The 25,450-nt window shown below is 66.3% G+C and carries 19 protein-coding genes; 5 read left to right on the plus strand and 14 right to left on the minus strand.

The genetic code is table 11. From position 1 onward, the window contains the following. The 4 genes from V7778_RS23140 to lptF form a co-directional block, all read right to left on the minus strand. On the minus strand, positions 1-2,286 hold a 2,286-nt coding region (locus V7778_RS23140), incomplete at its 3' end, for a DUF4214 domain-containing protein (RefSeq protein ID WP_335559661.1). 200 nt (positions 2,287-2,486) lie between these two features. Beyond that, positions 2,487-2,876 (minus strand): sirohydrochlorin chelatase, encoded by a 390-nt coding sequence (locus V7778_RS23145; protein WP_335559662.1) that lies wholly within the window; start codon positions 2,874-2,876, stop codon positions 2,487-2,489. Beyond that, entirely contained in the window at positions 2,876-4,060 is a 1,185-nt protein-coding gene (gene lptG, locus V7778_RS23150) for an LPS export ABC transporter permease LptG (RefSeq protein WP_335559664.1), read from the minus strand. Before lptG ends, V7778_RS23145 begins: the two co-directional genes overlap by 1 nt. Beyond that, positions 4,057-5,181 carry an LPS export ABC transporter permease LptF gene (gene lptF / locus V7778_RS23155; protein WP_442920750.1) on the minus strand — a complete coding sequence of 375 codons (1,125 nt, stop codon included), beginning with the start codon at positions 5,179-5,181 and terminating at the stop codon, positions 4,057-4,059. Before lptF ends, lptG begins: the two co-directional genes overlap by 4 nt. Positions 5,182-5,300: 119 nt before the next feature. Here lptF and V7778_RS23160 point away from each other — a divergent pair, with 119 nt between their 5' ends. Then, positions 5,301-6,794 (plus strand): leucyl aminopeptidase, encoded by a 1,494-nt coding sequence (locus V7778_RS23160; protein WP_335559669.1) that lies wholly within the window; start codon positions 5,301-5,303, stop codon positions 6,792-6,794. A gap of 366 nt (positions 6,795-7,160) precedes the next feature. On the opposite strand, the gene V7778_RS23165 is transcribed toward V7778_RS23160, so the two are convergent. From V7778_RS23165 to V7778_RS23175, 3 genes are all read right to left on the minus strand, one after another. After that, entirely contained in the window at positions 7,161-7,610 is a 450-nt protein-coding gene (locus tag V7778_RS23165; RefSeq protein WP_335559670.1) for a hypothetical protein, read from the minus strand. Positions 7,611-7,688: 78 nt separating this feature from the next. Next, complete coding sequence (locus tag V7778_RS23170) at positions 7,689-7,877, minus strand: DUF1653 domain-containing protein (RefSeq protein WP_335559672.1); 189 nt, start codon at positions 7,875-7,877, stop codon at positions 7,689-7,691. Continuing rightward, positions 7,877-8,263, minus strand: coding sequence for a hypothetical protein (locus V7778_RS23175; protein ID WP_335559674.1), 387 nt, complete (start codon positions 8,261-8,263; stop codon positions 7,877-7,879). Before V7778_RS23175 ends, V7778_RS23170 begins: the two co-directional genes overlap by 1 nt. 638 nt (positions 8,264-8,901) lie before the next feature. Here V7778_RS23175 and xth point away from each other — a divergent pair. Then, the gene (xth, locus tag V7778_RS23180; RefSeq protein ID WP_335559676.1) at positions 8,902-9,669 is read left to right on the plus strand and encodes an exodeoxyribonuclease III; all 768 of its coding nucleotides are present in this window, start codon (positions 8,902-8,904) and stop codon (positions 9,667-9,669) included. 76 nt (positions 9,670-9,745) lie between these two features. Here the strand turns inward: xth and V7778_RS23185 are convergent, their stop codons facing one another. The 7 genes from V7778_RS23185 to V7778_RS23215 all read right to left on the minus strand — a co-directional run bounded on the left by V7778_RS23185 (position 9,746) and on the right by V7778_RS23215 (position 20,748). Beyond that, on the minus strand, positions 9,746-12,367 hold the full coding sequence (locus tag V7778_RS23185) for a sensor domain-containing protein (protein WP_335559679.1): 2,622 nt from the start codon (positions 12,365-12,367) through the stop codon (positions 9,746-9,748). A 118-nt stretch (positions 12,368-12,485) separates the two neighbouring features. Beyond that, positions 12,486-13,676 (minus strand): 2-methylaconitate cis-trans isomerase PrpF, encoded by a 1,191-nt coding sequence (gene prpF / locus V7778_RS23190; protein ID WP_335559681.1) that lies wholly within the window; start codon positions 13,674-13,676, stop codon positions 12,486-12,488. A gap of 50 nt (positions 13,677-13,726) precedes the next feature. Next, positions 13,727-16,345, minus strand: coding sequence for a Fe/S-dependent 2-methylisocitrate dehydratase AcnD (gene acnD, locus V7778_RS23195; protein WP_335559684.1), 2,619 nt, complete (start codon positions 16,343-16,345; stop codon positions 13,727-13,729). A gap of 140 nt (positions 16,346-16,485) precedes the next feature. Further along, positions 16,486-17,643 carry a bifunctional 2-methylcitrate synthase/citrate synthase gene (gene prpC, locus V7778_RS23200; protein ID WP_335559686.1) on the minus strand — a complete coding sequence of 386 codons (1,158 nt, stop codon included), beginning with the start codon at positions 17,641-17,643 and terminating at the stop codon, positions 16,486-16,488. Between the two features lie 17 nt (positions 17,644-17,660). Further along, positions 17,661-18,551, minus strand: coding sequence for a methylisocitrate lyase (prpB, locus tag V7778_RS23205; RefSeq protein ID WP_335559689.1), 891 nt, complete (start codon positions 18,549-18,551; stop codon positions 17,661-17,663). Positions 18,552-18,766: 215 nt separating this feature from the next. Further along, the gene (locus tag V7778_RS23210; protein ID WP_335559691.1) at positions 18,767-20,425 is read right to left on the minus strand and encodes a cation acetate symporter; all 1,659 of its coding nucleotides are present in this window, start codon (positions 20,423-20,425) and stop codon (positions 18,767-18,769) included. Beyond that, positions 20,422-20,748, minus strand: coding sequence for a DUF485 domain-containing protein (locus V7778_RS23215; protein WP_335559692.1), 327 nt, complete (start codon positions 20,746-20,748; stop codon positions 20,422-20,424). The genes V7778_RS23210 and V7778_RS23215 overlap by 4 nt, the downstream gene beginning before the upstream one ends. Positions 20,749-20,929: 181 nt before the next feature. Here V7778_RS23215 and prpR point away from each other — a divergent pair, with 181 nt between their 5' ends. The 3 genes from prpR (at position 20,930) to V7778_RS23230 (ending at position 25,266) form a co-directional block, all read left to right on the plus strand. Then, positions 20,930-22,543, plus strand: coding sequence for a propionate catabolism operon regulatory protein PrpR (prpR, locus tag V7778_RS23220; protein ID WP_335559698.1), 1,614 nt, complete (start codon positions 20,930-20,932; stop codon positions 22,541-22,543). A 183-nt stretch (positions 22,544-22,726) separates the two neighbouring features. Next, a complete protein-coding gene (locus tag V7778_RS23225) occupies positions 22,727-24,106 on the plus strand; it encodes a pyridoxal-phosphate dependent enzyme (RefSeq protein WP_335559694.1) in 1,380 nt (459 codons plus the stop codon). After that, positions 24,103-25,266 carry a trans-sulfuration enzyme family protein gene (locus tag V7778_RS23230; RefSeq protein WP_335559696.1) on the plus strand — a complete coding sequence of 388 codons (1,164 nt, stop codon included), beginning with the start codon at positions 24,103-24,105 and terminating at the stop codon, positions 25,264-25,266. Before V7778_RS23225 ends, V7778_RS23230 begins: the two co-directional genes overlap by 4 nt. Positions 25,267-25,450: the final 184 nt, after the last annotated feature.

Raw genomic sequence — 25,450 nt, forward strand, 5'->3', positions numbered from 1 at the left:
CTGGATCGCACCAATCACCTGCACCTGGTTCTCGGCGCTTTCGCTGAACTGGGCCAGGATCTCTTCGCGCGGCGCCTGGTGCACCGCCATGGCCTTGACCCAGAAATCCAGACCGCCCGCATCCGGCGCGCGGTGCAGCACGTTGTCGTACAGCAGACCGACAAAATCCGCATTACTGGTGCTGCTGCCATACAGGTCCGCGAATTCCTTGCTGCCGGTGAAGCCGCCGGCGATCTGCGCCAGGCTCTTGCCGCTGTCCAGCGCATTGATCCAGTAGCCCAGGCCGCCCTTGTCCGGCGTGCGGTCGAAGGCCGCCTGGTACAGGCGGTAGGCCTGGCCCGCGTTGCCCTCGATATCAAGCGCCACCGAGACGTCGCGGAAGGCGATGCGTTCGACATTGACCAGGGTGTCGGTGCCGGTGCCGCTGGAGCGGTCCGCCACCGTCGTTCCGAAGGCGCCTCGCGTGATCGCGAACGCGCTCTTGAAGCCTTCATAGCTGATGGTGTCGACACCGCCGCGGCCGTCGATGGACTGGCTGCCCGCCACCGCCTTGAACACGTTGCCGCCGTCGCTGCCGTAGGCCGAGGCGGCGCTGCCGGCGCCGCTGCCGCTGGAGACCGGTGCGCCCGAACCGGACGGCGCCGGGGCGGGTGCGGGTGCGGGTGCGGGTGCGGGCGTCGGCGCGCTCACCACGGGAACGCTCGGCTCGGGAACGCTCGCCACAGGCGCCTGCTCTGGCGAAGTGACGACCACTGGAGACGTGGACATCTGTTCCACGCCGGCAGGCGATGCGCCGATCGGGGCCGACCCGGCCAGCACGCGCGCTTCGACCGTCGCCTGGCCGCCGCCCTGGATATCGGTCCAGGCGGCCGCGAAGCCGCCGCCGGCCAGCGCGGTCAGGGAAGCATTCGCCTGCTCGCCCTGGCGCAGTTCGTTGATCGCGAATTCGCGCATGTCGGCCGCGCTGCCGTCGGCGTTGAAGCGGCGCCCGAAAATGCCGGTGCCGTCGAAGTCGCCCGATGCCGACTGCCAGGCCACGACGAAACCGCCGTCGCTCAGGGCCGCGACCGAGGCATCGTCGTGTCCGAGTCCGCCGTCGACGTTGGCCTGCACCATGTTCCCCGCGAGATTTCCGCCGGCGTCGATGCGCTGGAAGTACACGTCGCTGGAACCGAAGCCGAAGGGCGAGTTGGCATAGCTGTCCCAGGCGACCACGAAGCTGCCGTCCGCGAGCGCGGCGACGCTGGGTAGCGGCGCGCCCGTCATGCTGCTGGCCGCCAGCCCGTCGGCGTTGACGATCACCGGCGCGCCGCCGTCCATGGCCGCGTACACGCTGCCGTCGCCGATCTCGCCCCAGGCCACCATGTAGGCGCCCGCGTTGCCCTTGGCCGCGGCGATGCTCGGGCTGAAGGCGCTGCCCATGCTGCCGTAGACCTGCTCGGCGCCGAGGATGCCCGTGGCGTCGGCCTGGCGCACGTGCACCTGGCCGCCTGCGCGCCAGGCGATGGCGAAGCCGCCGCCCGGGAGCGCGGTCACGTCCGGCATGGCGGTGTCGGCGGCCGCGCCGAGGTCCGCGTAGGCCTGCGGCGCGCCATTGCCGGCGGCATCCACCACGCGGTAAGCCACACGTGCCTCGCCTTCGGACACGACGGTATAAGCGGTCACGAAACGACCGTCGTCCAGGGCCGCCACGGCCGGCTCGCCCTCGATGGCATAGTCCGCGCCGCTGGTGAGCGCGAACGCGGGAGCGCGCGCATTGCCGGCGGCGTCGCGTACCTGCGCCATCAGGGCCAGGCTCGATGCTCCCGGCGCCTGCCAGACGGTGACGAAGCCGCCGTCGCCCAGCGTGGCCACGCTGGGGTTCGCCAGGGCGGTCGATGCGCCCAGCGCCAGGTCGCTGCCGAAGCCCGGCAGGTCGCGGGTCGCGCCCTGCTCGACCGTGTAGACCAGGGTTTCCTGGATGCCGCGGCCGGCCAGCGGATTGCCGCTGCCGTCGAGCTGGTAGCGGTCGTAGTAATGCATCGTCACCGTTGCCCACAGGCCCGCTTCAGGCAGCGCGGCCGCGTTGTTGACGATCAGGCGCGCCGAGGTATCGGTGGCCGGATTGTAGGCCACCGAGAACAGGCCGGGGCTCGACTGGTCATCGATGATCCAGCGCCCGCCGGTCAAGGGACCGGTGTCGATCGCGCGCAGGGTCGCGGCGACCTCGCCATTGCGCAGGGTCGTGAACAGCGTATCGCGGTCGTCGATGATGCCGACCGGGGCGTAATCGGTGTCGAGGCTCATGGGGCTGGGGTTCCTGGAGTATGCCGGGCGAGTGCACGGAAGATCGGGAACAATGATGCCCCATGCCAACTTTTATTGGAAGTGAGAAACGATATTCAGCGCCGTAATATGGCGCCGAACCAACAGAAGATGGCCATATTTTCACCGAAGTTGTCGTCAAGTTAGCAGCTCTTGCAGAACCGCCAAGCTTGCTCGCATGCCTAGTCAGGCGCGTCGCCGAAGGCAGTGACGCAGTAGTCGGTCATCGCCTTCTGGACACCCGGGTCCTCGCCGATGGGTCCGGCGACTTGGAGGCGCAGGCCGGGATAGGCGGCGCGCAGGGCCTCGGCCAGGGCCGGCAGGTCGCGCAGCAGGTGCCCGCCCTGCCCCAGGAACACCGGCACAACGGTGACGTCCAGGATGCCGCGCGCCGCCATGGCGGCCACGGTGTCCGGCAGGCTGGGCGTCATGAGTTCGAGGAAGGCCAGCGCCACCTCGGCGTCCGGCAGGCGCGCCTGGGCCTGGCCGCGCAGGCGCTCGAAGGGAACGGCCCAGCTGGCGGCGCGGGCGCCGTGGGCGAACAGGACCAGGCCGCGCTGCGCCGGCGCCATCAGTGCCGCTCCACCCAGTAGAGGGCGCCCAGGGCCAGCAGCAGGAACAGCAGGCTGGGCGCGGCGGCCGTGACGAAGGCGGGCCAGGTGGTGAGCACGCCCAGGTGCGAGAACAGCGCGTTGATCAGGATGAAGCTCACGCCGATCATGATGCCGACGAAAATCTTCAGGCTGACACCGCCGCTGCGGGTGTGCAGGTAGGCGAACGGCAGGGCCAGCGCCATCAGCACGAAGATCGAGAGCGGATCGATCAGCTTCTTCCAGAACGCCACCTTGAAGCGATCGGTCTCCTGGCGGTTCTCGGCCAGGTGGCGGGTGTAGACCGCCAGCTCGCTGGCCGACATGCGCTCCGGGTCCGCGCTCGAGACCGACAGGATCTTGGGCGTGATCTCGGACACCAGGTCGAGCGCGTCCAGCTTGCGCGTGGCGACGGCGGCCGTCTCCTGGCCATAGGTGGCGTTCAGGGTCTGGCCGTTGGGCACCGGCGCGCCGGGCGCGGGCAGTTCGCGGCTGTTGGAGAAATCGGTCTGGGTCACGCCGGTCAGGCGCCAGGTGTTGTCGCCGCCGTAGGCGCCGCGCTGCGCGGTGATCACCGAGCGCATGCGCATGTTGCTGTCGAATTCATACAGGCGCACGTCCTCGAGCTGGCCGTTGGGACGGATCTGGCGCACGTTGAAGAAGCGGGTGCCGATGATCTTCCCCTTGACGCCCTCCTCGTGCACGCTGTCCTTGGTCCACACGCCCGAGCGGAACTCGCCCGAGATCGAGCCGCCCTTGGCCGACAGGCGCAGGCGCTCGGCCAGCGGCGCGGTACGCGGCGTGATCAGTTCGCCGAACACGAAGGTGATCGCCACGAACACGATGCCGACCTTGAACAGCATCACGGCGGCCTGGGTGGTCGACATCGACGAGGCGCGCATGATGGTGAATTCCGAGCTCGATGCGAACTGCGCCATCGTGTAGATGGTGCCGATCAGGGCGGCCACCGGCATCACCTCGTAGACGTGGCCCGGCACCAGCAGCAGCACATACAGGAAGGCATGCTGGATGCCGTAGTCGTTCTTGCCGACCGAGGGCAGGATGCTGGTCAGGTCCATGAAGGCGATCAGGGCCAGCAGGCCGACCAGCACGAACACCACCGCCTGGGCGATATTGACCGCGAAATAGCGCTGCAGGATCTTCATTCCGCCTCCGCTTTCTGGATGGCCGGGAGCGCGCCCTTGAAGTGGCGGCGCCGCTTCCATGCGTTGAACAGGACCAGCGGGTGGTAGCGGTGGTTCACGTTCAGGCGCCAGGCGAACAGCGCCAGCACCGCCAGCGCGGCTGTCAGGTGCAGCGGCCACCAGGCCATGGCGAAGTCCATGCGTCCCTTCTTGACCGAGGCTTCGATCAGCTTGACCAGGTTGTTATAGGTGAAGAAGATCAGCAGGGCCAGGATCATGTTGGCCGAGCTGCCCGCACGCGGGTTGACGAAGCCGAGCGGGATCGCCAGCAGCATCAGGATCAGGCAGACGATCGGCTGCGAGATGCGTCCCAGCAGCTCGGACAGGGTGAACTGGTTGGGCGCGGCCAGCAGCTGCGGGGTGGTCATGGCGCTGGTGGGAACGTCGGTGCCCAGCACCGGCACCTGGGTGGCCACGCGCATGCTGTAGCGCTCGAACTCCATCGACTGGAAATCGGCCTGGCCAGGCACACCCTGGTAGCGGCGGCCGTTGCTCAGCACCAGGTACTGGCCGCCCTTGCCGTCCGATTCGATCACGCCTTCCTTGGCCACCACGATGGCGTGGCCGTTGCCGTCCACGCTGTTGACGAACACGTTCTGCACCACGGTCGCGCCTTCGGTGCTGCGCTCGACGAAGAACACGCGGTCGGCGGAGCTCGATTCGCGGAACTGGCCGGGGGCCACGCGCTTGAGGTCTTCGCGCTTCTGGAAGCGTTCGACGAATTCGGTGCTTTTCAGCTTGGCCCACGGGGTCACCACCAGCGACAGGGTCCCGACCAGCAGCACCATCGGCAGGCCGAAGGTGAGCACCGGGCGGATCCAGCGCGCCAGCGACATGCCGGAGGCAAACCAAACGACCATCTCGGAATCGCGGTAGCTGCGCGTGACCGCGGCGAGCACCGAAATAAAGGTGGTGAGGATCAGGATGGTTGGCAGATAATTCAGCACCGCGAACCCGATCAGCGCGAGCACGTCGCTCGACGCGACCTTGCCTCCGGCGGCCTTGCCGAGAACCGAGATCAGGGTCCAGGTGACGAGTACGGTGAAGAGCACCGTGAAGGTGGCGCCGGCCGAAGAGGCCATTTCACGTTGCAGAGCGCGTCGGAAGATCATTCAATAGTTATAATTGCAGGTTAGGCACGGCTGTAAGCATGGCGGAATCGATATCCGACCGCGCGCCGCGAAAATACATGGAGAATCAAATGGACTTTAGCATAAAAGCATTCGACACCAAGAACACCCTGGCCGCCGCGAAAACCGGCTGCGTGGCAGTGGCGGTGTTCGAGAACAAGAAGCTGTCGGCGGCCGCGCAAGCCCTCGACGTCAACGGTGAGATCAGCGCCGCGCTCAAGTCCGGCGACATCAGCGGCAAGGCCGGCACCACCCTGCTGCTGCGCGGCGTGGCCGGCGTGAGCGCCGCGCGCGTGCTGCTGGTGGGCATGGGCTCGAACGATGCCGTCACCGAGAAAAATTTCAGCAGCGCCGTGAGCGCCACCCTCAAGGTGTTCGGCACCCTGGGCGCCCAGGATGCCATTATCGCATTCCCGATGGCGGATGTGAAAGACCGCGACATCAATTGGGCGCTGCGCGCACTCGTGATCGGCGCCAATGAGGCCGAATTCCGCACCGATGCGCAGAAGAGCAAGAAGGATCCTGTCCCGGCCGGCGTGCGCAAGATCACCATCGCCGCCAGCGAAGCCAACCAGCTCAAGGGCGCCCTGGCGCAGGCGACCGCGATCGCCAACGGCATGAACCTGACCAAGGAACTGGGCAACCTGTCGCCGAACGTCTGCACCCCGAGCTACCTGGCCGACACCGCGCGCGACCTCGCCGGCGAGTTCGGCTTCCAGATCGAAGTGCTGGAGCGCAAGCAGCTCGAAGCCCTGAAGATGGGCAGCTTCCTGTCGGTGGCAAAGGGCAGCGACGAAGCGCCGAAGTTCATCGTCCTCAAGCACATGGGCGGCAAGAAGAACGATGCGCCGGTGGTCCTGGTAGGCAAGGGCATCACCTTCGACACCGGCGGCATCTCGCTCAAGCCGGGTCCGAACATGGACGAGATGAAGTACGACATGTGCGGCGCCGGCTCGGTGCTGGGCACCTTCCGCGCCATCGGCGAGATGGGGCTGAAGCTGAACGTGATCGGCATCGTGGCGGCCTGCGAGAACATGCCGTCCGGCCGCGCCACCAAGCCGGGCGACATCGTGACCTCGATGAGCGGCACCACCATCGAGATCCTGAACACCGACGCCGAAGGCCGCCTGATCCTGTGCGACGCCCTGACCTACGCCGAGCGCTTCAAGCCGGCCGCGGTGGTCGACATCGCGACCCTGACCGGCGCCTGCATCGTGGCCCTGGGCCACCACACCAGCGGCCTGTTCACCCGCCACGACGACGCGCACGACGCGCTGGCCGAGGAACTGCTGGACGCCGGCAAGCAGGCGGGCGACGTGGCATGGCGCTTCCCGCTGGGCGAGATCTACAACGAGCAGCTGAAGTCCAACTTCGCCGACCTGGCCAACATCGGCAGCCCGGGCGCGGCTTCGATCACCGCCGCCTGCTTCCTGGAAAACTTCACCCGCAAGTACACCTGGGCCCACCTGGACATCGCCGGCACCGCCTGGAAATCGGGCGCGGCCAAGGGCGCGACCGGCCGTCCGGTGCCGCTGCTGACCACTTTCCTGATGAATCGCGTGTGAAAGATTCTTTCACCGGGCAGGGCTTGGTGAAATAATATTTCGGAAGTAGAACAGCCCCGCTTGCGGGTAATGCCGTTCAGTTAAGGCGAAATTGTTCAACTATTAGCTTAAAAACCGTCGTCCCCGCCTTCGCGGGGACGACGTTTATTTGTGCGTCTAACTGAACGGCCTTACCGCTTGCGGGGCTGTTTTTTCTTACGCTGGAGGGCTACATGCGAACTTGGGTTCCCGCCTGCGCGGGAATGACGGTCTGAAGGCCAGCTTAAACGTTGGCTCTACCTCTGCCCGCTGCATGAGCACGTCATTCCCGCGCAGGCGGGAACCCAAGTTTCTCGGCACACCACAGAAACCGTTTAGAGCGTCGGATCAGAACATCCGCGCCTCCACCGCCCGCTCCCCCGCCTCCGCCGCATCCGGCGCCGCCGGCTGCATCAGCACCGTCAGCATTTGCGGATACGCATACCCCGCCCCCGAATGCCGGTCGATGAAATAGCCCAGCCCCGCGCTGATCACGACGTTGCCCATCAGGCTGGCCGTATCCGCGCGCGACTGCACGACCTCGGCCGCGCTGCCCTTCCCTTCCTTCTTGCAGGTGACGTGCAAGGGCTGGGCGCTGCGGGTGATGGTCACCCGGCCCGGTGCGACCACGTACCAGCGGCCCATGTCGTTGCTCAGCAGGCAGCCGACGCCGGCGACTTCACGGTGTTCGAGGATGGTGTGCAGCTCGAGCTGCTGGTAGGGAGAGTCGGACAGGGTCGCACATCCGCCCAGCAGGGCGAAGGCGGCGACGGCGGTCAGGCGGAAATGGTCGAACATGGAATGCACCTCGTTGGCCTCATTCTCCCTTAACGGCAGAACGCGGCGCAAACTGTAGGCGCACGGGAGGACGGCCGGTCAGGCGACCGGCGCAAAACGCGGCACCGCGGCGCCGTCGAGCTCGACGGTCTCGAAGAAGGCCGCCGTGGGACGCACCCACACCTTCCCGTCCTGGCCGCGATAGACCATGACGGGCGTGTGATCCGCTTCCAGCACGGCCTCAGCGACCAGTTCGTAGATGCCGCCCTTGTAGTGGCGGTAGCGCATCAGGCCTTTTCAGCCAGCGCCTTCTGCTTCTTCTTCAGGCCCTGGATGACCTTCAGCACGCCTTCCATGCCGGCGGCCTCGTCGAGCTCGCTGAACGCATCCAGCACCTCGTTCAGTACGCGATTGCGCACCGATGCTTCGTCCGGCGCGATCGCGATCGGCTTCGCCTCCGGCTCCTTCACGAACTTCGCCGGCGCCTCGGCGGCGGTCTTGGCGCCGTGGGCCAGTGCGGCCTGCCAGATTACCCAGCGGCGTTGAGTTTCATAAACGAGGTATTCCTCGGGCTTGTCTTCCCGGCGGCGAACGATATGGCCTTCGCGCTGGGCCCATGCTTCGAAAGCATTGCGCATTTCAGTCCTTTTCAAATCTGCGTTCGGGTTGTCCACTATCGAAATGTCTTCCAAATAGCACCACTGCACTCACAGCACAGACGCCGCCTGCGTTAGCCGGCAGCCGAACACGCTTCTAACAATCTACAGATCATACAACTTAAGTTGCCTCATCGCAACACATTTGTTCCCGTAATGCAACATCGTTAAATGCGACATCACGGCGTTTATTGTTTGACGAACGTCTTTATATCGCGATCCGACAGAAGAAGCAATTAATTTTATTATTCTATTAAGTTATTGCGATTTCGTCTGTTGTATTTTGCATAATATTACTGCAAATCTACTCACATTACACGCGCCGCATAAATATGTCTTGCACGCAGCCCTCTAGTATAACGCCCGAGCAAGAATCCGGCGCGCTCGATTTCCTTGCGCATCCTTTCTGCCAAAGCAGCAAGATGACTTTCAGTGAAACATGTGAAGGCACATAAAGCATATTGCGTGCCTCCAAGCACCCTGCCAACTAAAACAAGGGCTTAGCGGAATGCATACGCTTTATCCTGCCCAGCTTGTAAGAGAATTCGACATCCTCTCCGCGGCAGCCGATTGCCCATCGGCCCACGCGCCGCAGCCGGCAGCGTATACTGCCGGCTTCAGCCGTCCTTGTTCATCTCATCCTCGAACCTTCATCAATGAAAATAGCCACTTGGAACGTCAACTCCCTCAAAGTCCGCCTCCCTCACTTGCTGCAATGGCTGGCCGCCAATCCGGTCGACGTGCTCTGCATTCAAGAGACCAAACTTACCGATGACAAGTTCCCGCTGGCGGAGATCAACGAGGCCGGCTACCAGGTGGCCTACACGGGCCAGAAAACGTATAACGGCGTGGCGATCCTGTCCAGGCTGCCGATCGAGGACGTGATGAAGAACAATCCGCGCTTCGAGGACGAGCAGCAGCGCCTGCTGGCGGCAACCATCGGCGGCGTGCGCTTCATCTGCGCCTATGTGCCGAACGGCCAGGAAGTCGGCTCGGACAAGTTCGTCTACAAGATGGCATGGCTGAAGGCGCTGCAGGAATGGGTGGCGGCCGAGATGCGCGCCCACGAGCAGTTCGCGATCCTGGGCGACTACAACATCGCGCCGGATGCGCGCGACGTGCACGACCCGGCCGAATGGGAAGGCCGCATCCACTTCTCGCTGACGGAGCGCGGCGCGCTGCAGGAGCTGATGGGACTGGGCCTGGCCGACGCCTTCCGCCTGTTCGAGCAGCCCGAGAAGCAATACAGCTGGTGGGATTACCGCCAGCTGGCCTTCCGCCGCAACCGCGGGCTGCGCATCGACCACATCCTGCTGTCGGAAAAGCTGGCCAGGCGCTGCACCGCCTGCGTCATCGACCGCGAGCCGCGCAAGTGGGAACAGCCCTCGGACCATACGCCGGTGATCGCGACGATCGAGGATTGATCCAGCGGCGGTCGGACGCGTCGGCAGGAGACCTGCCGACCCTACGGTAGGGTTGGCGGCTTCGCCGCCGACGCGTTCAGCCGACCAGGAACGCGCCCACCTGCCCCGCCGGCAGCGGCCGCGCGAACAGGTAGCCCTGCGCGAACTGGCAGCCGAAGGAACGCAGCAGCGCATACTGCGATTCCGTCTCCACGCCCTCGGCCACGACCGACAGCTGCAGGCTGTTCGCCAGCGCCATCACCGCCGCCACGATGGCGCGGTCTTCCGCGCTCGCATCGAGCTCGCGCACGAAGGCGCGGTCGATCTTGATCTTCCTGACCGGGAAGCGCTTCAGGTAGGCCAGGCTCGAATAGCCGGTGCCGAAGTCGTCGATCGACAGCGACATGCCCATCGCGTTGATCTGGCGAAGGGTCTCGAGCGTCTGCCCGCCGTGCTGCATCAGCGCGGTCTCGGTGATCTCGAGTTCCACCAGGCGCGGATCGATGCCCGTGTCGCGCACGATGCGCTGGATCGACTCGACCAGCCCATGGTGCATGAACTGGCGCGCCGACAGGTTGATCGCGAGCGGCACCACGTCCAGGCCTTCACGCTCCCACTGCATCAGCTGGGCGCAGGCGCTGCGGATCACCCACTCGCCTACCGGCACGATCATGCCGCTGTCTTCCAGGATCGGGATGAATTCGTCCGGCCCAATCAGGGTGGAACCCGGCGCCCCACCGTCCCGGCGCCAGCGCAGCAGCACTTCCAGCGCGCACGGACGGCGGGTGGCGGTGCACATGATCGGCTGGTAGTGCAGCTCGAACTCCTCGCGCGCCAGCGCGCCGCGCAGGCTCGATTCCAGCTCGAAGTGGCGCGACGCCGCCTGGTTCATGCGCTGGGTAAAAAACTGGTAGTTGTTGCGGCCCGCGCCCTTGGCGTGGTACATGGCGGCGTCCGCATGCCGCATCAGCGTCTCGACGTCGCTGCCGTCGTCCGGATAGACGCAGATGCCGATCGAGGGCGAGATGTGCAGGCTGCGCCCTTCGAAGGGGAAAGGCGAGGACAGCGCCTCGATGATCTTGTCGCCCACCAGCCGGCATTCCTCGCCGTCCGCGATGTCCGGCAGCAGCACCACGAATTCGTCGCCGCCCAGGCGCGCCACGGTGTCGCTGGCGCGGACAGCCACCACCAGGCGCTTGGCGACTTCGCGCAGCAGGTGGTCGCCGGTCAGGTGGCCGAGCGAGTCGTTGATGTTCTTGAAGCGGTCCAGGTCGATGAACATCAGGGCCAGCTTGTGTCCGCTGCGCTGGGCGCCGCGGATCGCGCAGTCCAGCCGGTCCGAAAGCAGCGCGCGATTGGGCAGGCCGGTCAGGCTGTCGTGGTAGGCCATGTGGTGCACGCGCGCCTCGGCCTGGCGCCGCTCCACGATCTCGTCCTGCAGCAGCGCGTTAGCGCCCGCCAGTTCGGCGGTGCGCTCGGCCACGCGCACTTCGAGCTCGTCGCGCGCGCGGCGGATGGCGTCGGCCGCTTCGCGCTGGGCCGTGACGTCGTCCACCAGCCACACGCTGCGCCCGCGCCGCGCCGCGTCGAAGGGACGGCCGGACAGGCGCGCCCAGAAGCGGGTGCCGTCGCGCCGCATCAGCTGGTGTTCAGCCATGTGCACGCGGCCGGCGGCGAAGTCGGGCGCGGCCAGCGCGCGCGCCGCCTGGAAGCTGGCGTCGTCGGGATAGAGGGCGCGCACGGTGGCGCCGTCCACCTCGCCCGCGGCACAGCCGAACAGCTCTTCCATCTTGCGGTTGCAGTGCAGGGTGCGCCCCTGCTCGACCACCGCGATGCCGAGCACCGCGTTGTCGAGGATGGCGCGGTTCTCCATCAGCGCATCGCGCAGCGACTGCTCGTCCTGCTTCTCGCGGGTGCGGTCTTCCAGCATCCAGATCGTGCCCTGGTCCGGATCGAGCGGATTGACCTGGTAGCCGATCAGCTGCACCCAGATCGGCGCGCCGTCGCGGCGCAGCATGGTGGTCTCGGCGCGGAAGGACTTGCCGCCGGACAGCTGCGGATAGGCGCGCTCGCCCATGCCGCGGAAGGCTTCCTCGTCCGGATAGAGCAGGCGCGTCGACTGGCCGACCGCTTCCGCTGCGGCGTAGCCGAACATGGCGCTGAAGGCCGGGTTGCAGCGGCGGATCACGCGGTCGCGGGTGAACATGATGCCGACCGAGGCATTGCTCATGATGGCCTGCACTTCGTTCATCGCCTGGCGTGTCTCGGTCACGTCCTCGACGATCCAGATCGTCCCCGCTTCGCGCTGGCGCGGATCGACGGCGCGGCCGCGCAGGCGCGCCCAGAACAGGCTGCCGTCGCGGCGCCGGAACTGCTGCTCGCTGCGCTCGTACAGGCCGCCGGAGGCCAGCAGCGCGTAGGCCTCGGCGGTCAGCTCCTGGTAGGCCTCGGTGGAGGGGAACACCTGCAGCGGCTTCAGGGCCAGCAGCTCTTCCTGGCCGTAGCCGAACATCTCGCAGATGCGCGGGTTGAAGGACTTGATCTGGCCGGGGAGCGTAAATACGATCCCGACCGGCGCGTTCTCGAGGATGGCGCGCTGCTCGAGGACCATGCGGCACAGGTCCGCCGCCTCCTGGGATGGCTGCTCGTGGTCGCAGGGGCGTGCGCCGGGCCCGTCCGCCGGGCCGGCGAACGGTGGGAAAGTCGGTAGTCGGTCCATCGATGCTTGCGGGTCGGTCCGTTGGCGTGTCCGGTGTTCTGAACTATTGCAATTCGGCAATCATAAACTAGAAATGCCGCCAACTCTACAACCGGAAAGCATCGCGGGGGTGACAAGTTCAGAAACTGTCGCCCGGAACCCTCACCCAGCCTTCCATCAGCACGCGCGCGCTGCGGCTCATGATGGCCTTGCTGACGCTCCATTCGCCATTGGCTTCGACCGCTTCGGCGCCGACGCGCAAGGTCCCCGACGGGTGGCCGAAGCGCACCGCGGTGCGCTTGCCGCCGCCGGCGGCCAGGTTGACCAGGGTGCCGGGAATCGCGGCGGCGGTGCCGATCGCCACGGCCGCGGTGCCCATCATCGCATGGTGCAGCTTGCCCATGGAGAGCGCGCGCACGAGCAGGTCGATGTCGCCGGCCGCCACCTGCTTGCCGCTGGAGGCGACGTAGTCGGCGGGCTTGGCCACGAAGGCGATCTTGGGCGTGTGCTGGCGCTTGGCCGCGTCCTCGATGCTCTCGATCAGGCCCATGCGCAGGGCGCCGTGGGCGCGGATGGTCTCGAACATCGCCAGCGCGCGCGGGTCGCCGTTGATGGCTTCCTGCAGTTCCGTACCGGTGTAGCCGATGGCCTCGGCGTTCACGAAGATGGTCGGGATGCCGGCGTTGATCATGGTGGCCTTGAGGGTGCCGACACCGGGGACTTCCAGCTCGTCGACCAGGTTCCCGGTCGGGAACATGGCGCCGCCGGCGCCCTCTTCTTCCGCCGCCGGATCCATGAACTCGAGCTGGACTTCGGCTGCCGGGAAGGTGACGCCGTCGAGCTCGAAATCGCCGGTTTCCTGGACCTGGCCCTTCGTCACCGGCACGTGGGCGACGATGGTCTTGCCGATGTTGGCCTGCCAGATGCGCACCACGGCGACGCCGTCTTGCGGCAGGCGTTGCGGGTCGACCAGGCCGCTGCCGATGGCGAAGGAGCCGACGGCCGAGGACAGGTTGCCGCAGTTGCCGCTCCAGTCGACGAAAGGCTTGTCGATCGAGACCTGGCCGAACAGGTAGTCGACGTCGTGGTCCGGGCGGTTGGACTTCGAGACGATCACCGACTTGCTGGTGCTCGAGGTGGCGCCGCCCATGCCGTCGATCTGCTTGCCGTAGGGGTCGGGGCTGCCGATCACGCGCAGCAGGAGCGCATCGCGCGCCGGGCCGGGGACGCGGGCCGCCTCGGGCAGGTCGTCGAGGCGGAAGAAGACGCCTTTGCTGGTGCCGCCGCGCATGTAGGTGGCGGGGATCTTGATTTGGGAAGTGTGAGTCATTGGGGTTCCGATTCTTGTAGGGTGGGCGTCAAAGCCGCCCACCCTACGGGTTAGGCTGCCGCCTTGCTGGCCGACGACTCGAGGAAATCCTGCGCGAAGCGCTGCAGCACGCCGCCCGCCTCGTAGATCGCCACTTCCTCGGCCGTATCGAGACGGCAGGTCACCGGCACCTCGAGCTTCTCGCCGTTCTTGCGGTGGATGACCAGGGTCAGGTCCGCGCGCGGAGTGCGGGCGCCAATCACGTCGAAGGTCTCGGTACCATCGATGCCGAGGCTCACGCGGTTGACGCCCGGCTTGAACTCCAGCGGCAGCACGCCCATGCCCACCAGGTTGGTGCGGTGGATGCGCTCGAAGCCTTCGGCCACGATCGCTTCCACGCCCGCCAGGCGCACGCCCTTGGCCGCCCAGTCGCGCGAGGAACCCTGGCCGTAGTCGGCGCCGGCGATCACGATCAGCGGCTGCTTGCGTTCCATGTAGGTCTCGATGGCTTCCCACATGCGCGTGACATTCCCGTCCGGCTCGATGCGCGCCAGCGAACCCGCTTTCACATTGCCCATGGCATCAACCACCATCTCGTTCTTGAGCGTCGGGTTGGCGAAGGTCGCGCGCTGCGCCGTCAGGTGGTCGCCGCGGTGAGTCGCGTAGGAGTTGAAGTCCTCCTCCGGCAGGCCCATCTTGGCCAGGTACTCGCCTGCGGCGGAATCGAGCAGGATCGCGTTCGAGGGCGACAGGTGGTCGGTGGTGATGTTGTCGCCCAGGACCGCCAGCGGACGCATGCCGGCCAAGCTACGCTCCCCGGCCAGCGCGCCTTCCCAGTACGGCGGACGGCGGATGTAGGTGCTCATCTCGCGCCAGTCGTACAGCGGGCTGACCTTGCTGCCGTCATCAGCGACGCGCGCGAACATCGGGGTATAGACCTTGCGGAACTGCTCGGGCTTGACGCTGGCCTCGACCACGGCGTCGATCTCGGCGTCCGAGGGCCACAGGTCGGCCAGGCGGACCTCGCGGCCAGCGGCGTCGACGCCCAGCACATCCTTCTCGATATCGAAGCGGATGGTGCCCGCGATCGCATAGGCCACCACCAGCGCCGGCGACGCCAGGAAGGCCTGCTTGGCGTAGGGGTGAATGCGGCCGTCGAAATTGCGGTTGCCCGACAGGACGGCGGTGGCGTACAGGTCGCGTTCGATGATCTCCTGCTGGATAGTGGGGTCGAGCGCGCCGCTCATGCCGTTGCAGGTGGTGCAGGCGAAGGCGACGACGCCGAAGCCCAGCTTTTCCAGTTCCGGCATCAGGCCCGCTTCTTCCAGGTAGAGGGCGACGGCCTTCGATCCCGGCGCCAGCGAGCTCTTGACCCAGGACTTGCGATTCAAGCCCGCGCGGTTGGCGTTACGCGCCAGCAGGCCAGCGGCGATCATGTTGCGCGGGTTGTTGGTGTTGGTGCAGCTGGTGATGGCGGCGATGATGACCGCGCCATCCGGCATCAGGCCATTTCCATTCTCAACCCGGTTCTCGACCTTGACGGCGATGCCGCGCGCCGCCAGTTCCGAAGTCGGGACGCGATTGTGCGGGTTCGACGGACCGGCGATGTTGCGCACCACGGTCGACAGGTCGAAAGAGAGCACGCGCTCGTACTGCGCGTTCTTCAGGCCGTCGGCCCACAGGCCGGTTTCCTTGGCATAGGCCTCGACCAGCTTGACGGTTTCTTCCTCGCGGCCGGTCAGGCGCAGGTACTTGATGGTCTGCTCGTCGATGTAGAACATCGCGGCGGTGGCGCCGAATTCCGGAGCCATGTTCGAGATCGTGGCGCGGTCGCCCAGGGTCAGGCTTGATGCACCTTCGCCGTAGAACTCGAGGTAGGTCGACACGACCTTGGACTTGCGCAGGAACTCGGTCAGCGCCAGCACGAGGTCGGTGGCGGTGATGCCCGGCTGCGGTCTACCCGTCAGCTCGACGCCGACGATGTCCGGCAGGCGCATCCACGACGCGCGGCCGAGCATGACGCTCTCGGCTTCCAGGCCGCCCACGCCGATCGCGATCACGCCCAGGGCGTCGACCATCGGGGTGTGGGAGTCGGTGCCGACCAGGGTGTCCGGATAGGCGACGCCGTCCTGCACCTGGATCACCGGCGACATGCGCTCGAGGTTGATCTGGTGCAGGATGCCGTTACCGGGCGGGATCACGTCGACGTTCTGGAAGGCCTTCTTGGTCCACTCGATGAAGTGGAAGCGGTCTTCGTTGCGGCGGTCCTCGATGGCGCGGTTCTTGGCGAATGCGTCCGGGTCGAAGCCGCCGCATTCCACGGCCAGCGAGTGGTCGACCACCAGCTGGGTCGGGACCACCGGGTTGACCAGGGCCGGGTCGCCGCCTTGCAGCGCGATGGCGTCGCGCAGGCCGGCCAGGTCTACCAGGGCGGTCTGGCCCAGGATGTCGTGGCAGACCACGCGCGCCGGGAACCAGGGGAAGTCGAGCTCGCGCTTGCGTTCGATGATCTGCTTGAGCGAGTCGGTCAAGGTGGCCGGGTCGCAGCGGCGGACCAGGTTCTCGGCCAGGACGCGCGAGGTGTAAGGCAGGGTGTCGTAGGCGCCGGGCTGGATGGTGTCGACGGCGGTGCGGGTGTCGAAGTAGTCCAGGGCGGTGCCGGGGAGGGGTTTGCGGTGATTGGTGTTCATGACGGTGCTCGCTTGATTAGCCAGCTTCTGCACCGTCATCCCCGCGAAGGCGGGGACCCAAGTCTGCCGGCAGGCTGCTCACGCAAACTTGGGCCCCCGCCTCCGCGGGGGTGACGGTTCTTGGGCTAGTGGTACTTGATTTACTTGCGCTCTTCAATCGGCACGAACTTCAGGTCCTCGGGACCGACATAGTTCGCGCTCGGGCGGATGATCTTGTTGTCGATGCGCTGCTCGATGATGTGCGCGGCCCAGCCGGACGTGCGCGAGATGACGAACAGCGGCGTGAACATGGCGGTCGGCACACCCATCATGTGGTAGGACACGGCCGAGAACCAGTCCAGGTTCGGGAACATCTTCTTGACTTCCCACATCACCGATTCCAGGCGCTCGGCGATGTCGAACATCTTCATCGAGCCCGCCTCCTGCGACAGCGAACGCGCCACTTCCTTGATGACCACGTTGCGCGGGTCGCTGATGGTGTACACCGGGTGGCCGAAGCCGATCACGACTTCCTTGTTGGCCACGCGGTTGCGGATGTCCGCTTCGGCCTCGTCGGCGTTCTCGTAGCGCTTCTGGATGTCCAGCGCCACTTCGTTCGCGCCGCCGTGCTTGGGGCCGCGCAGCGCGCCGATCGCGCCGGTGACGGCCGAGTAGATGTCCGAGCCGGTGCCGGCGATGACGCGGCTGGTGAAGGTCGAGGCGTTGAACTCGTGTTCCGCGTACAGGATCAGCGAGACGTGCATCGCCTTGACCCATTCCTGCGGCGGCTTGACGCCGTGCAGCAGGTGCAGGAAGTGGCCGCCGATCGAGTCGTCGTCGGTCTCGACCTCGATGCGCTTGCCGTTGTGGCTGTAGTGGTACCAGTACAGCAGGATCGAGCCGAAGGAAGCCATCAGGCGGTCGGCGATGTCGCGCGCGCCGGCGAGGTTGTGGTCTTCCTTCTCGGGCAGCACGCAACCCAGGACCGAGGCGCCGGTGCGCATCACGTCCATCGGGTGGGCGCCGGCCGGCAGCGCTTCGAGTGCGCTCTTGACCGCCTGCGGCAGGCCGCGCAGCGATTTCAGCTTGGCCTTGTAGCCCTTCAGCTCGGCCGCGGTCGGCAGCTTGCCGTGCACAAGCAGGTAGGCGATTTCTTCGAATTCGCAGCGGCCGGCCACGTCGAGGATGTCATAGCCGCGGTAGTGCAGGTCGTTGCCCGACTTGCCGACCGAGCACAGCGCGGTGTTGCCGGCGGTGACGCCGGACAGGGCGACGGATTTCTTCGGCTTGAAGGTCGGGGTGTCGTTGGTGGTGCTCATGCGTGAGGTCTCCTCGATTATTTGGTTTTGCTTGCAGCGAACAGGGCGTCCAGCTTCTGCTCATAGCTGTGGTAGTCGATGCGCTCGTACAGCTCGGCGCGGGTCTGCATGGTGTCGATCACGTTCTTCTGGGTGCCGTCGCGGCGGATCGCCTCGTACACGTTCTCGGCCGCCTTGTTCATGGCGCGGAAGGCCGACAGCGGGTACAGCACCAGGCCCACGTTGGCGCTCGCCAGTTCCTCGACGGTGAACAGCGGGGTCGAGCCGAATTCGGTGATGTTGGCCAGCACCGGCACCTTCACGGCGTCGGCGAACTGCTTGTACATCTCCAGGCTGGTCATGGCTTCCGGGAAGATCATGTCGGCGCCGGCTTCGACGCAGGCCACGGCGCGTTCGATCGCGGCGTCCAGTCCTTCGACGGCCAGCGCGTCGGTGCGCGCCATGATCACGAAATGATCGTCGGTGCGGGCGTCGACGGCGGCGCGCACGCGGTCGACCATTTCGCCCTGGCTGACGATTTCCTTGCCCGGACGGTGGCCGCAGCGCTTGGCGCCGACCTGGTCTTCGATATGGCAGGCGGCCGCGCCGGCCTTGATCAGGCTGCGCACGGTGCGCGCGACGTTGAAGGCCGAGGCGCCGAAGCCGGTGTCGATGTCGACCAGCAGCGGTACGTCGCATACGTCGGTGATGCGGCGCACGTCGATCAGCACGTCTTCGAGGCTGGAGATGCCCAGGTCTGGCAGGCCCAGCGAACCGGCAGCCACGCCGCCGCCCGACAGGTAGATCGCCCGGTAGCCGGCGCGCTTGGCCAGCAGCGCATGGTTGGCGTTGATCGCGCCGATGACCTGCAGCGGGGATTCTTCCTGGACGGCCTTGCGGAAGGCGGCGCCTGCGGAGTATTGGCTCATTCTTGGTCCTTTTCTGATGCGTGTTGGGGGTGTCGGGCTACCTTAATGCAAAGGACGTGCCACCCCGCCCTGCCTTGGATTTCAAGGACTTGCGGCATTCGGGCGCTCCCCGAGGTTTCAGTAATGTTTCATTATGAAACATGCGAAAACAAAATGAAACACTATCAGGCATAAAAAAACCCCGCCGCGGCGGGGTTTCAAACGGAAGCGGGAGATCAGTGGGCCGAGGCGGCGGCCGCGCCGATACCGGTTTCGGAACGCACTTCCTGCGCTTCGAAGCCCGCCCTGTCGATCGCGGCGCGCGGGCTCTTGTCGGTGATCGAGAAATACCAGATGCCGAAGAAGCCCGCGAACATCGAGAAGATGGCCGGGGAGGCATACGGGAAGATCGGCGCCGCATTGCCCAGCACGTCGACCCACACCGACTTCGACACGATGGTCAGCACGACCGCGGAGGCCAGGCCCAGGAAGCCGCCGATGGTGGCGCCGCGGGTGGTGCAGTCCTTCCACAGCACCGACATGAACAGCACCGGGAAGTTGGCCGAAGCGGCGATCGCGAAGGCCAGCGACACCATGAAGGCGACGTTCTGCTTCTCGAACGCGATCCCCAGCAGCACGGCGATGACGCCCAGTGCGATGGTGGTGATCTTCGAGACCTTCAACTCGTCGGCGCTGTTGGCCTTGCCCTTCTTGAACACGGTGGCGTACAGGTCGTGCGACACGGCCGAGGCGCCCGACAGGGTCAGGCCGGCCACCACCGCCAGGATGGTCGCGAAGGCCACCGCCGAGATGAAGCCCAGGAAGACGTCGCCGCCCACGGCCTTGGCCAGGTGCACCGCCGCCATGTTGTTGCCGCCCAGGAGTTTGCCGGCCGCGTCCTTGAATTCCGGATTGGTGCCGACCAGGACGATGGCGCCGAAGCCGATGATGAAGGTCAGGATGTAGAAGTAGCCGATCCAGGTGGTGGCCCACAGCACCGACTTGCGCGCTTCCTTCGCGCTCGGGACGGTGAAGAAGCGCATCAGGATGTGCGGCAGGCCGGCGGTGCCGAACATCAGCGCCATGCCGAAGGAGATGGCCGAGATCGGGTCCTTGATGAAGCTGCCGGGCCCCATGATGGAGTCGCCCTTGGCGTGCACTTCGGTCGCGGTGGCGAACAGTTTTTCAGGGCTGAAGTTGTACTGCGCCAGCACCGAGAAGGCCATGAACGACGCGCCCGACAGCAGCAGCACGGCCTTGATGATCTGCACCCAGGTGGTGGCGGTCATGCCGCCGAACAGCACGTAGACCATCATCAGGATGCCGACCAGGACCACGGCGATCCAGTATTCCAGGCCGAACAGCAGCTTGATCAGCTGGCCGGCGCCGACCATCTGGGCGATCAGGTAGAAGGCGACCACCACCAGGGTGCCCGACGCCGCGAACACGCGGATGGGCTTCTGGTGGAAGCGGTAGGCGGCGACGTCGGCGAAGGTGTAGCGGCCCAGGTTGCGTAGGCGTTCCGCCATCAGGAAGGTGATGACGGGCCAGCCGACCAGGAAGCCGATCGCGTAGATCAGGCCGTCGAAGCCGTCCAGGAAGACGGCGGCCGAGATGCCCAGGAAGGACGCGGCGGACATGAAGTCGCCCGCGATCGCCAGGCCGTTCTGGAAGCCGGAAATGCCGCCGCCGGCGGTGTAGAAGTCGGAAGCCGAGCGGGTCTTGGCGGCGGCCCACTTGGTGATGAACAGGGTCAGCACCACGAAGATCGCGAACATGCTGATCGCGGTCCAGTTGGTGGCCTGCTTGGCGGCCTGGCCGAGGTCGGGCGCGGCCGATGCGGCGCCGGCGGCGCCCAGCAGGGCCAATGCGCCGAAGGATGTCAGGGTCTTCATGCGGCCACCTTTTCTTTCTTGGCGACGCGCGCCTTGATGGCGTCGGTCAGCTCGTCGTACTGGCTGTTGGCGCGGCGCACGTAGAGGCCGGTGATGACGATGGTGAACAGGATGACGAACAGGCCGATTGGAATGCCCCAGCTCATCACGCCTTCGCCGATGCGGCTGCCCATGAATTCCTTGTTGAACGCGACCAGGACGGTGAAGCCGTAGTACACGATCATCATTGCCCAGGTAAGTGTCCAGCCGAAACGCGAGCGCGCCGCGACCAGCTTGCGGTAGTCGGGGTCGTTCTTGACCCGCCGTACGATGTCTTGGTCCATCTGTGTCTCCTCAAGTTTTTGTCGTGCCTGTGCGGTGCATACCTTGCAGGTTGAGGGGCATCCTACGGCGGCGCGCTTACCTCATTCTTACGCTCCCTTACGCGTTTCTGACACGGGCCGCGGCGTTGCAAAAGGAAACACCGGCTGAAACACCGGCGCCGAAATGTTCTACACTGCGCGCATGAGCTATTCCACCCGCAGCCCCGCGGACGGCGGCGACAAGCCCGTCATCTGGACGGTGTCGGTCTCGCGTCTTTCCGACCTGTTCCGCGACATCACCCTCGAATACGACCACCTGGCGTCGATCGAACCGCTGCATCTCGGCTTCGACGAAGCCGCGAAGCACATCCGCGAACGCATGGCGAACGAGCGCTGCGACGTGGTCATCGCGGCCGGCTCCAATGCCGCCTACCTGCGCGGCCGGGTGTCGGTGCCGGTGGTGGTGGCGAAGGCGAGCGGCTTCGATGTGATGCAGGCGCTGGTGCGGGCGCGCCGCGTCTCGCCGCGCATCGGCGTGGTCAGCTATCAACTGCCCCTGCCCGAACTGGCGGAATTCGCGGCGACCTTCGGCGTCGACATCGCCCAGCGCACCTACGTGACCGAGGAGGATGCGCGCGCCAGCATCAATGAACTGAAGGCCGCGGGTATCGAGGTGATCGTCGGCGCCGGCCTGATCACCGACCTGGCCGAGGAAGCCGGATTGACCGGGGTCTTCCTGTATTCGGCGGCATCGATCCGCCAGGCCTTCGACGACGCGCTGGAACTGGCGCGCCTGACCATGCTGGAAGCGAACCGCGGCCGCCGTCCCGCGGCCAGCGACACGCGGCGCGCGCGCCGTGGACTGAACGACCTGCGCGGCGATTCCGCCGCCATGGAAAGGCTGCGCCAGACCGTCGTGCTGTACGCGCGCTCGCCGGCGACGGTGCTGATCCAGGGCGAGACCGGCAGCGGCAAGGAACTGGTGGCGCAGGCGATCCACCGCGAAGGCCCGCGCCGCGCCGGGCGGCCTTTCGTGGCCGTGAACTGCGGCGCGATCGCGGAATCGCTGCTCGAGTCGGAACTGTTCGGCCACGAGGAAGGCGCCTTCACCGGCGCGCGCCGCGGCGGCCACGCCGGCCTGTTCGAGGCGGCCAACGGCGGCACCCTCTTCCTCGACGAGATCGGCGAGATGCCGCTAGCCTTGCAAACCCGCCTGCTGCGCGTGCTGGAAGAGCGCGAGGTGATGCGGGTGGGCGGCACCCGGCCGGTACCGATCGACGTGCGCGTGGTCAGCGCCACCCATTGCGACCTGGAGGCGCGCGTGCGCGAGGGGCGCTTCCGGGCCGACCTGTTCTACCGGCTTGCCGTGCTCAGGCTGAGCCTGCCGCCGCTGCGGGAGCGGGTCGAGGATATCGCCCCGCTCGCGGAATGGTCGCTCAAGCACGCCATGGCGGCGCTGGATGCGCGGCCGCATCCCAACCTGCATGCCGAGATCGGCGCCTGCGCGCCGCTGCTGGAGGCCTATGCCTGGCCGGGGAACGTGCGCGAGCTGCGCAACCTGGCCGAGCGCCTGGCCTTGTTCCTGGCGGCGGAGCCCTTGCAGGCCCTGACGCCGAGCTTCCTGCTGTCGGTGGCGCCGGAACTGGCGCGGCGGGAGGCGGGTGCGGCCCAGGCGATCCAGTTCGACGCTCCGGCGCCCGCGGGCGAGTCGATCGAGGAAGTGCTGGCCCGTTTCGGCGGCCAGCGCGACCTGGCGGCGCGCCATCTCGGCATCAGCCGGACGACCTTGTGGCGGCGCTTGAAATCCCAGGGCTGACGAAGTTTCTTATGCGCAATCCAACGAAGCATAGTTGAATTTATTTCAACACCACGAATTCCAAAAGCCGTATAGTATTTTCTTTACCATGGCTGGTGCGCACCCGGCGCTGGCTTGTCGCGTCAAGGCGTCCCACGAGGCGCCGCATCCTGACCCGTCGGGGTCCGGCTCATTGGAGGCAATATGCAACACGCATCTCAGGCTGCCCTGTTTTCACTGATTGGCGATACCCCGCTGGTGGAAGTGACCCGCATCGACACCGGCCCCTGCCAGCTCTTCCTGAAACTCGAATCGCAAAATCCCGGCGGCTCCATCAAGGACCGCATCGGCAAGGCCATGATCGAAAAGGCAGAGCATGACGGCCACCTCCAGCCCGGCGGCACGGTGGTCGAGGCCACCGCAGGCAATACGGGCCTGGGCCTGGCGCTGGTGGCGCGCATCAAGGGCTACCGCGTGGTGCTGGTCGTCCCCGACAAGATGGCGGCGGAAAAGATCCTGCACCTGAAGGCGCTCGGCGCCGAGATCCACCTGACCCGCTCCGACGTCGGCAAGGGCCACCCCGAGTACTACCAGGACTACGCGGCGCGCCTGGCCAGGGAAATACCCGGCGCCTGGTTCGCCGACCAGTTCAACAATCCGGCCAACCCCTGGGCCCACGAACACACCACCGGCCCAGAGATCTGGGACCAGACCAACCACAAGCTGGACGCCATCGTGGTCGGCGTCGGCTCCTCCGGCACCCTCACCGGCCTGTCGCACTATTTCAAGAAAACCCAGCCGCACCTGGAATTCATCCTGGCCGACCCCAAGGGCTCGATCCTGGCGGACTACGTCAACACCGGCCATTTGTCGAAGGATGCCGGCTCGTGGGCGGTGGAAGGCATCGGCGAGGACTTCATTCCCGGCATCGCGGACCTGTCGCGCGTGACCAAGGCCTACACCATTCCCGACGAAGAAAGCTTCAACACGGCGCGCCTGCTGCTGCAGCAGGAAGGCATCCTGGGCGGCTCGTCCACCGGCACCCTGCTTGCCGCGGCCCTGCGCTACTGCCGCGAACAGACGCGGCCCAAGCGCGTCGTCACTTTCGTGTGCGACACCGGCACCCGCTACCTGACCAAGGTCTACAGCGACGGCTGGATGGTCGACCAGGGCCTGATTCAGCGGCCCAGGCTGGGCGACCTGCGCGACCTGATCGGCCGCCGCTACGACGCCGGCGAAGTGATCTCGCTGTCGCCCAACGACACCTTGCTCACCGCCTTCAACCGCATGCGCAGCGCCGACCTGCAGCAGATGCCGGTGATCGACAACGAAGGCCGGCTGGTGGGCCTGATCGACGAATCCGACCTGCTGCACCACGTAACCACCGAGCCGGGACGCTTCGGCGCGCCGGTGTCGAGCACCATGACGGCCCAGCTCCAGACCCTGCACCCGAGCGCCGGCATGCAGCAGCTGCGCGAAGTGCTGGACCGCGGCCTGACCGCGGTGATCACCGACGGCCCCAGCTTTTACGGCCTGATCACGCGCTTCGACCTGCTCAATCATCTCCGAAGGACGCTTTCATGACCGAATCGAAGAAACATATCGCCACCCGCGTGATCCATGGCGGCCAGGCGCCGGAGCCGAGCACCGGCGCCGTGATGCCGCCGATCTTCGCCACCTCCACCTTCCGCCAGGAGAGCCCGGGCGTGCACAAGGGCCTGGACTATGGCCGCTCGCACAACCCGACCCGCTGGGCGCTGGAGCGCTGCGTGGCCGACATCGAAGGCGGCAGCGCGGCCTTCGCCTTCGCCTCCGGCCTGGCCGCGATCGCGGCGGTGCTCGAACTGCTGCCGGCCGGCTCGCACATCGTGGCGGGCGACGACATGTACGGCGGCACCTACCGCCTGTTCGAGCGCGTGCGCCGCGACAGCGCCGGCCATACCTTCACCTATGTCGACCTGGCCGATCCGGACGCGCTGGCGGCCGCGCTGCGCCCCGAGACCAAGCTGGTGTGGGTCGAGACCCCGACCAACCCCATGCTCAAGCTGGCCGACCTGCGCGCGATCGCCGCGCTGTGCACGGCGCGCGGCATCCTGACCGTGTGCGACAACACCTTCGCCAGCCCCATCGTCCAGCGTCCGCTGGAATGCGGCATCGACATCGTCGTGCACTCGACCACCAAGTACATGAACGGCCACTCGGACGTGATCGGCGGCGTGGCCATCGTCGGCCAGGATGCCTCGCTGGCGGAAAGGCTGGGCTTCATCCAGAACGCGGTGGGCGCGATCCAGGGCCCCTTCGACAGCTTCCTGGTGCTCCGCGGGATCAAGACCCTGGCCCTGCGCGTGGAGCGCAGCAGCGCCAACGCGCTGGCCCTGGCCCAGTGGCTGGAACGCGAGCCCAAGGTAGGCAAGGTCCACTATCCGGGGCTGGAGTCGCATCCCCAGCATGCGCTGGCGCGCCGGCAGATGAACGGCTTCGGCGGGATCGTGTCGATCGACCTGGATACCGACCTGGCCGGAGCGAGGCGCTTCCTGGAGCGCTGCGAGGTGTTCACCCTGGCGGAGAGCCTGGGCGGGGTGGAGAGCCTGATCGAGCATCCGGCGCTGATGACGCATGCGAGCATTCCGGCGGAGCGCAGGGCGGAGCTGGGAATCGGGGATGGCTTGATCCGGCTGTCGGTGGGGATCGAGCATGTGGAGGACCAGCGCGAGGATCTGAGGCGGGCGCTGGCGGCCATCTGATAGCGCAGTTACCACCACTACGCTCAGCACCGTCATACGCGCCACTGGCGCCTATGACTCCCCGCGAAGGCGCACTGCTGTCCGGGATAAGCGATACCTCTGCCTTTGCAGAGGGTTTGTAGCAGAATTAGCAATATTTGTGCTGCCAGGCGCAAATTTTAACCCTTAGCTCGTCATACGCGCT

This window comes from Massilia sp. DD77 (genome assembly GCF_036961685.1).
In the GTDB taxonomy this organism is placed as follows: domain Bacteria; phylum Pseudomonadota; class Gammaproteobacteria; order Burkholderiales; family Burkholderiaceae_D; genus Telluria.

Coding starts and splice junctions, on each gene's coding strand:
- V7778_RS23145 (WP_335559662.1), bottom strand. CDS start 2,876: ATGGCGCCGGCGCAGCGCGGCCTGGTCCTGTTCGCCCACGGCGCCCGC.
- lptG (WP_335559664.1), bottom strand. CDS start 4,060: ATGAAGATCCTGCAGCGCTATTTCGCGGTCAATATCGCCCAGGCGGTG.
- lptF (WP_442920750.1), bottom strand. CDS start 5,181: ATGGCCTCTTCGGCCGGCGCCACCTTCACGGTGCTCTTCACCGTACTC.
- V7778_RS23160 (WP_335559669.1), top strand. CDS start 5,301: ATGGACTTTAGCATAAAAGCATTCGACACCAAGAACACCCTGGCCGCC.
- V7778_RS23165 (WP_335559670.1), bottom strand. CDS start 7,610: ATGTTCGACCATTTCCGCCTGACCGCCGTCGCCGCCTTCGCCCTGCTG.
- V7778_RS23170 (WP_335559672.1), bottom strand. CDS start 7,877: ATGCGCTACCGCCACTACAAGGGCGGCATCTACGAACTGGTCGCTGAG.
- xth (WP_335559676.1), top strand. CDS start 8,902: ATGAAAATAGCCACTTGGAACGTCAACTCCCTCAAAGTCCGCCTCCCT.
- V7778_RS23185 (WP_335559679.1), bottom strand. CDS start 12,367: ATGGACCGACTACCGACTTTCCCACCGTTCGCCGGCCCGGCGGACGGG.
- prpF (WP_335559681.1), bottom strand. CDS start 13,676: ATGACTCACACTTCCCAAATCAAGATCCCCGCCACCTACATGCGCGGC.
- acnD (WP_335559684.1), bottom strand. CDS start 16,345: ATGAACACCAATCACCGCAAACCCCTCCCCGGCACCGCCCTGGACTAC.
- prpC (WP_335559686.1), bottom strand. CDS start 17,643: ATGAGCACCACCAACGACACCCCGACCTTCAAGCCGAAGAAATCCGTC.
- prpB (WP_335559689.1), bottom strand. CDS start 18,551: ATGAGCCAATACTCCGCAGGCGCCGCCTTCCGCAAGGCCGTCCAGGAA.
- V7778_RS23210 (WP_335559691.1), bottom strand. CDS start 20,425: ATGAAGACCCTGACATCCTTCGGCGCATTGGCCCTGCTGGGCGCCGCC.
- V7778_RS23215 (WP_335559692.1), bottom strand. CDS start 20,748: ATGGACCAAGACATCGTACGGCGGGTCAAGAACGACCCCGACTACCGC.
- prpR (WP_335559698.1), top strand. CDS start 20,930: ATGAGCTATTCCACCCGCAGCCCCGCGGACGGCGGCGACAAGCCCGTC.
- V7778_RS23225 (WP_335559694.1), top strand. CDS start 22,727: ATGCAACACGCATCTCAGGCTGCCCTGTTTTCACTGATTGGCGATACC.
- V7778_RS23230 (WP_335559696.1), top strand. CDS start 24,103: ATGACCGAATCGAAGAAACATATCGCCACCCGCGTGATCCATGGCGGC.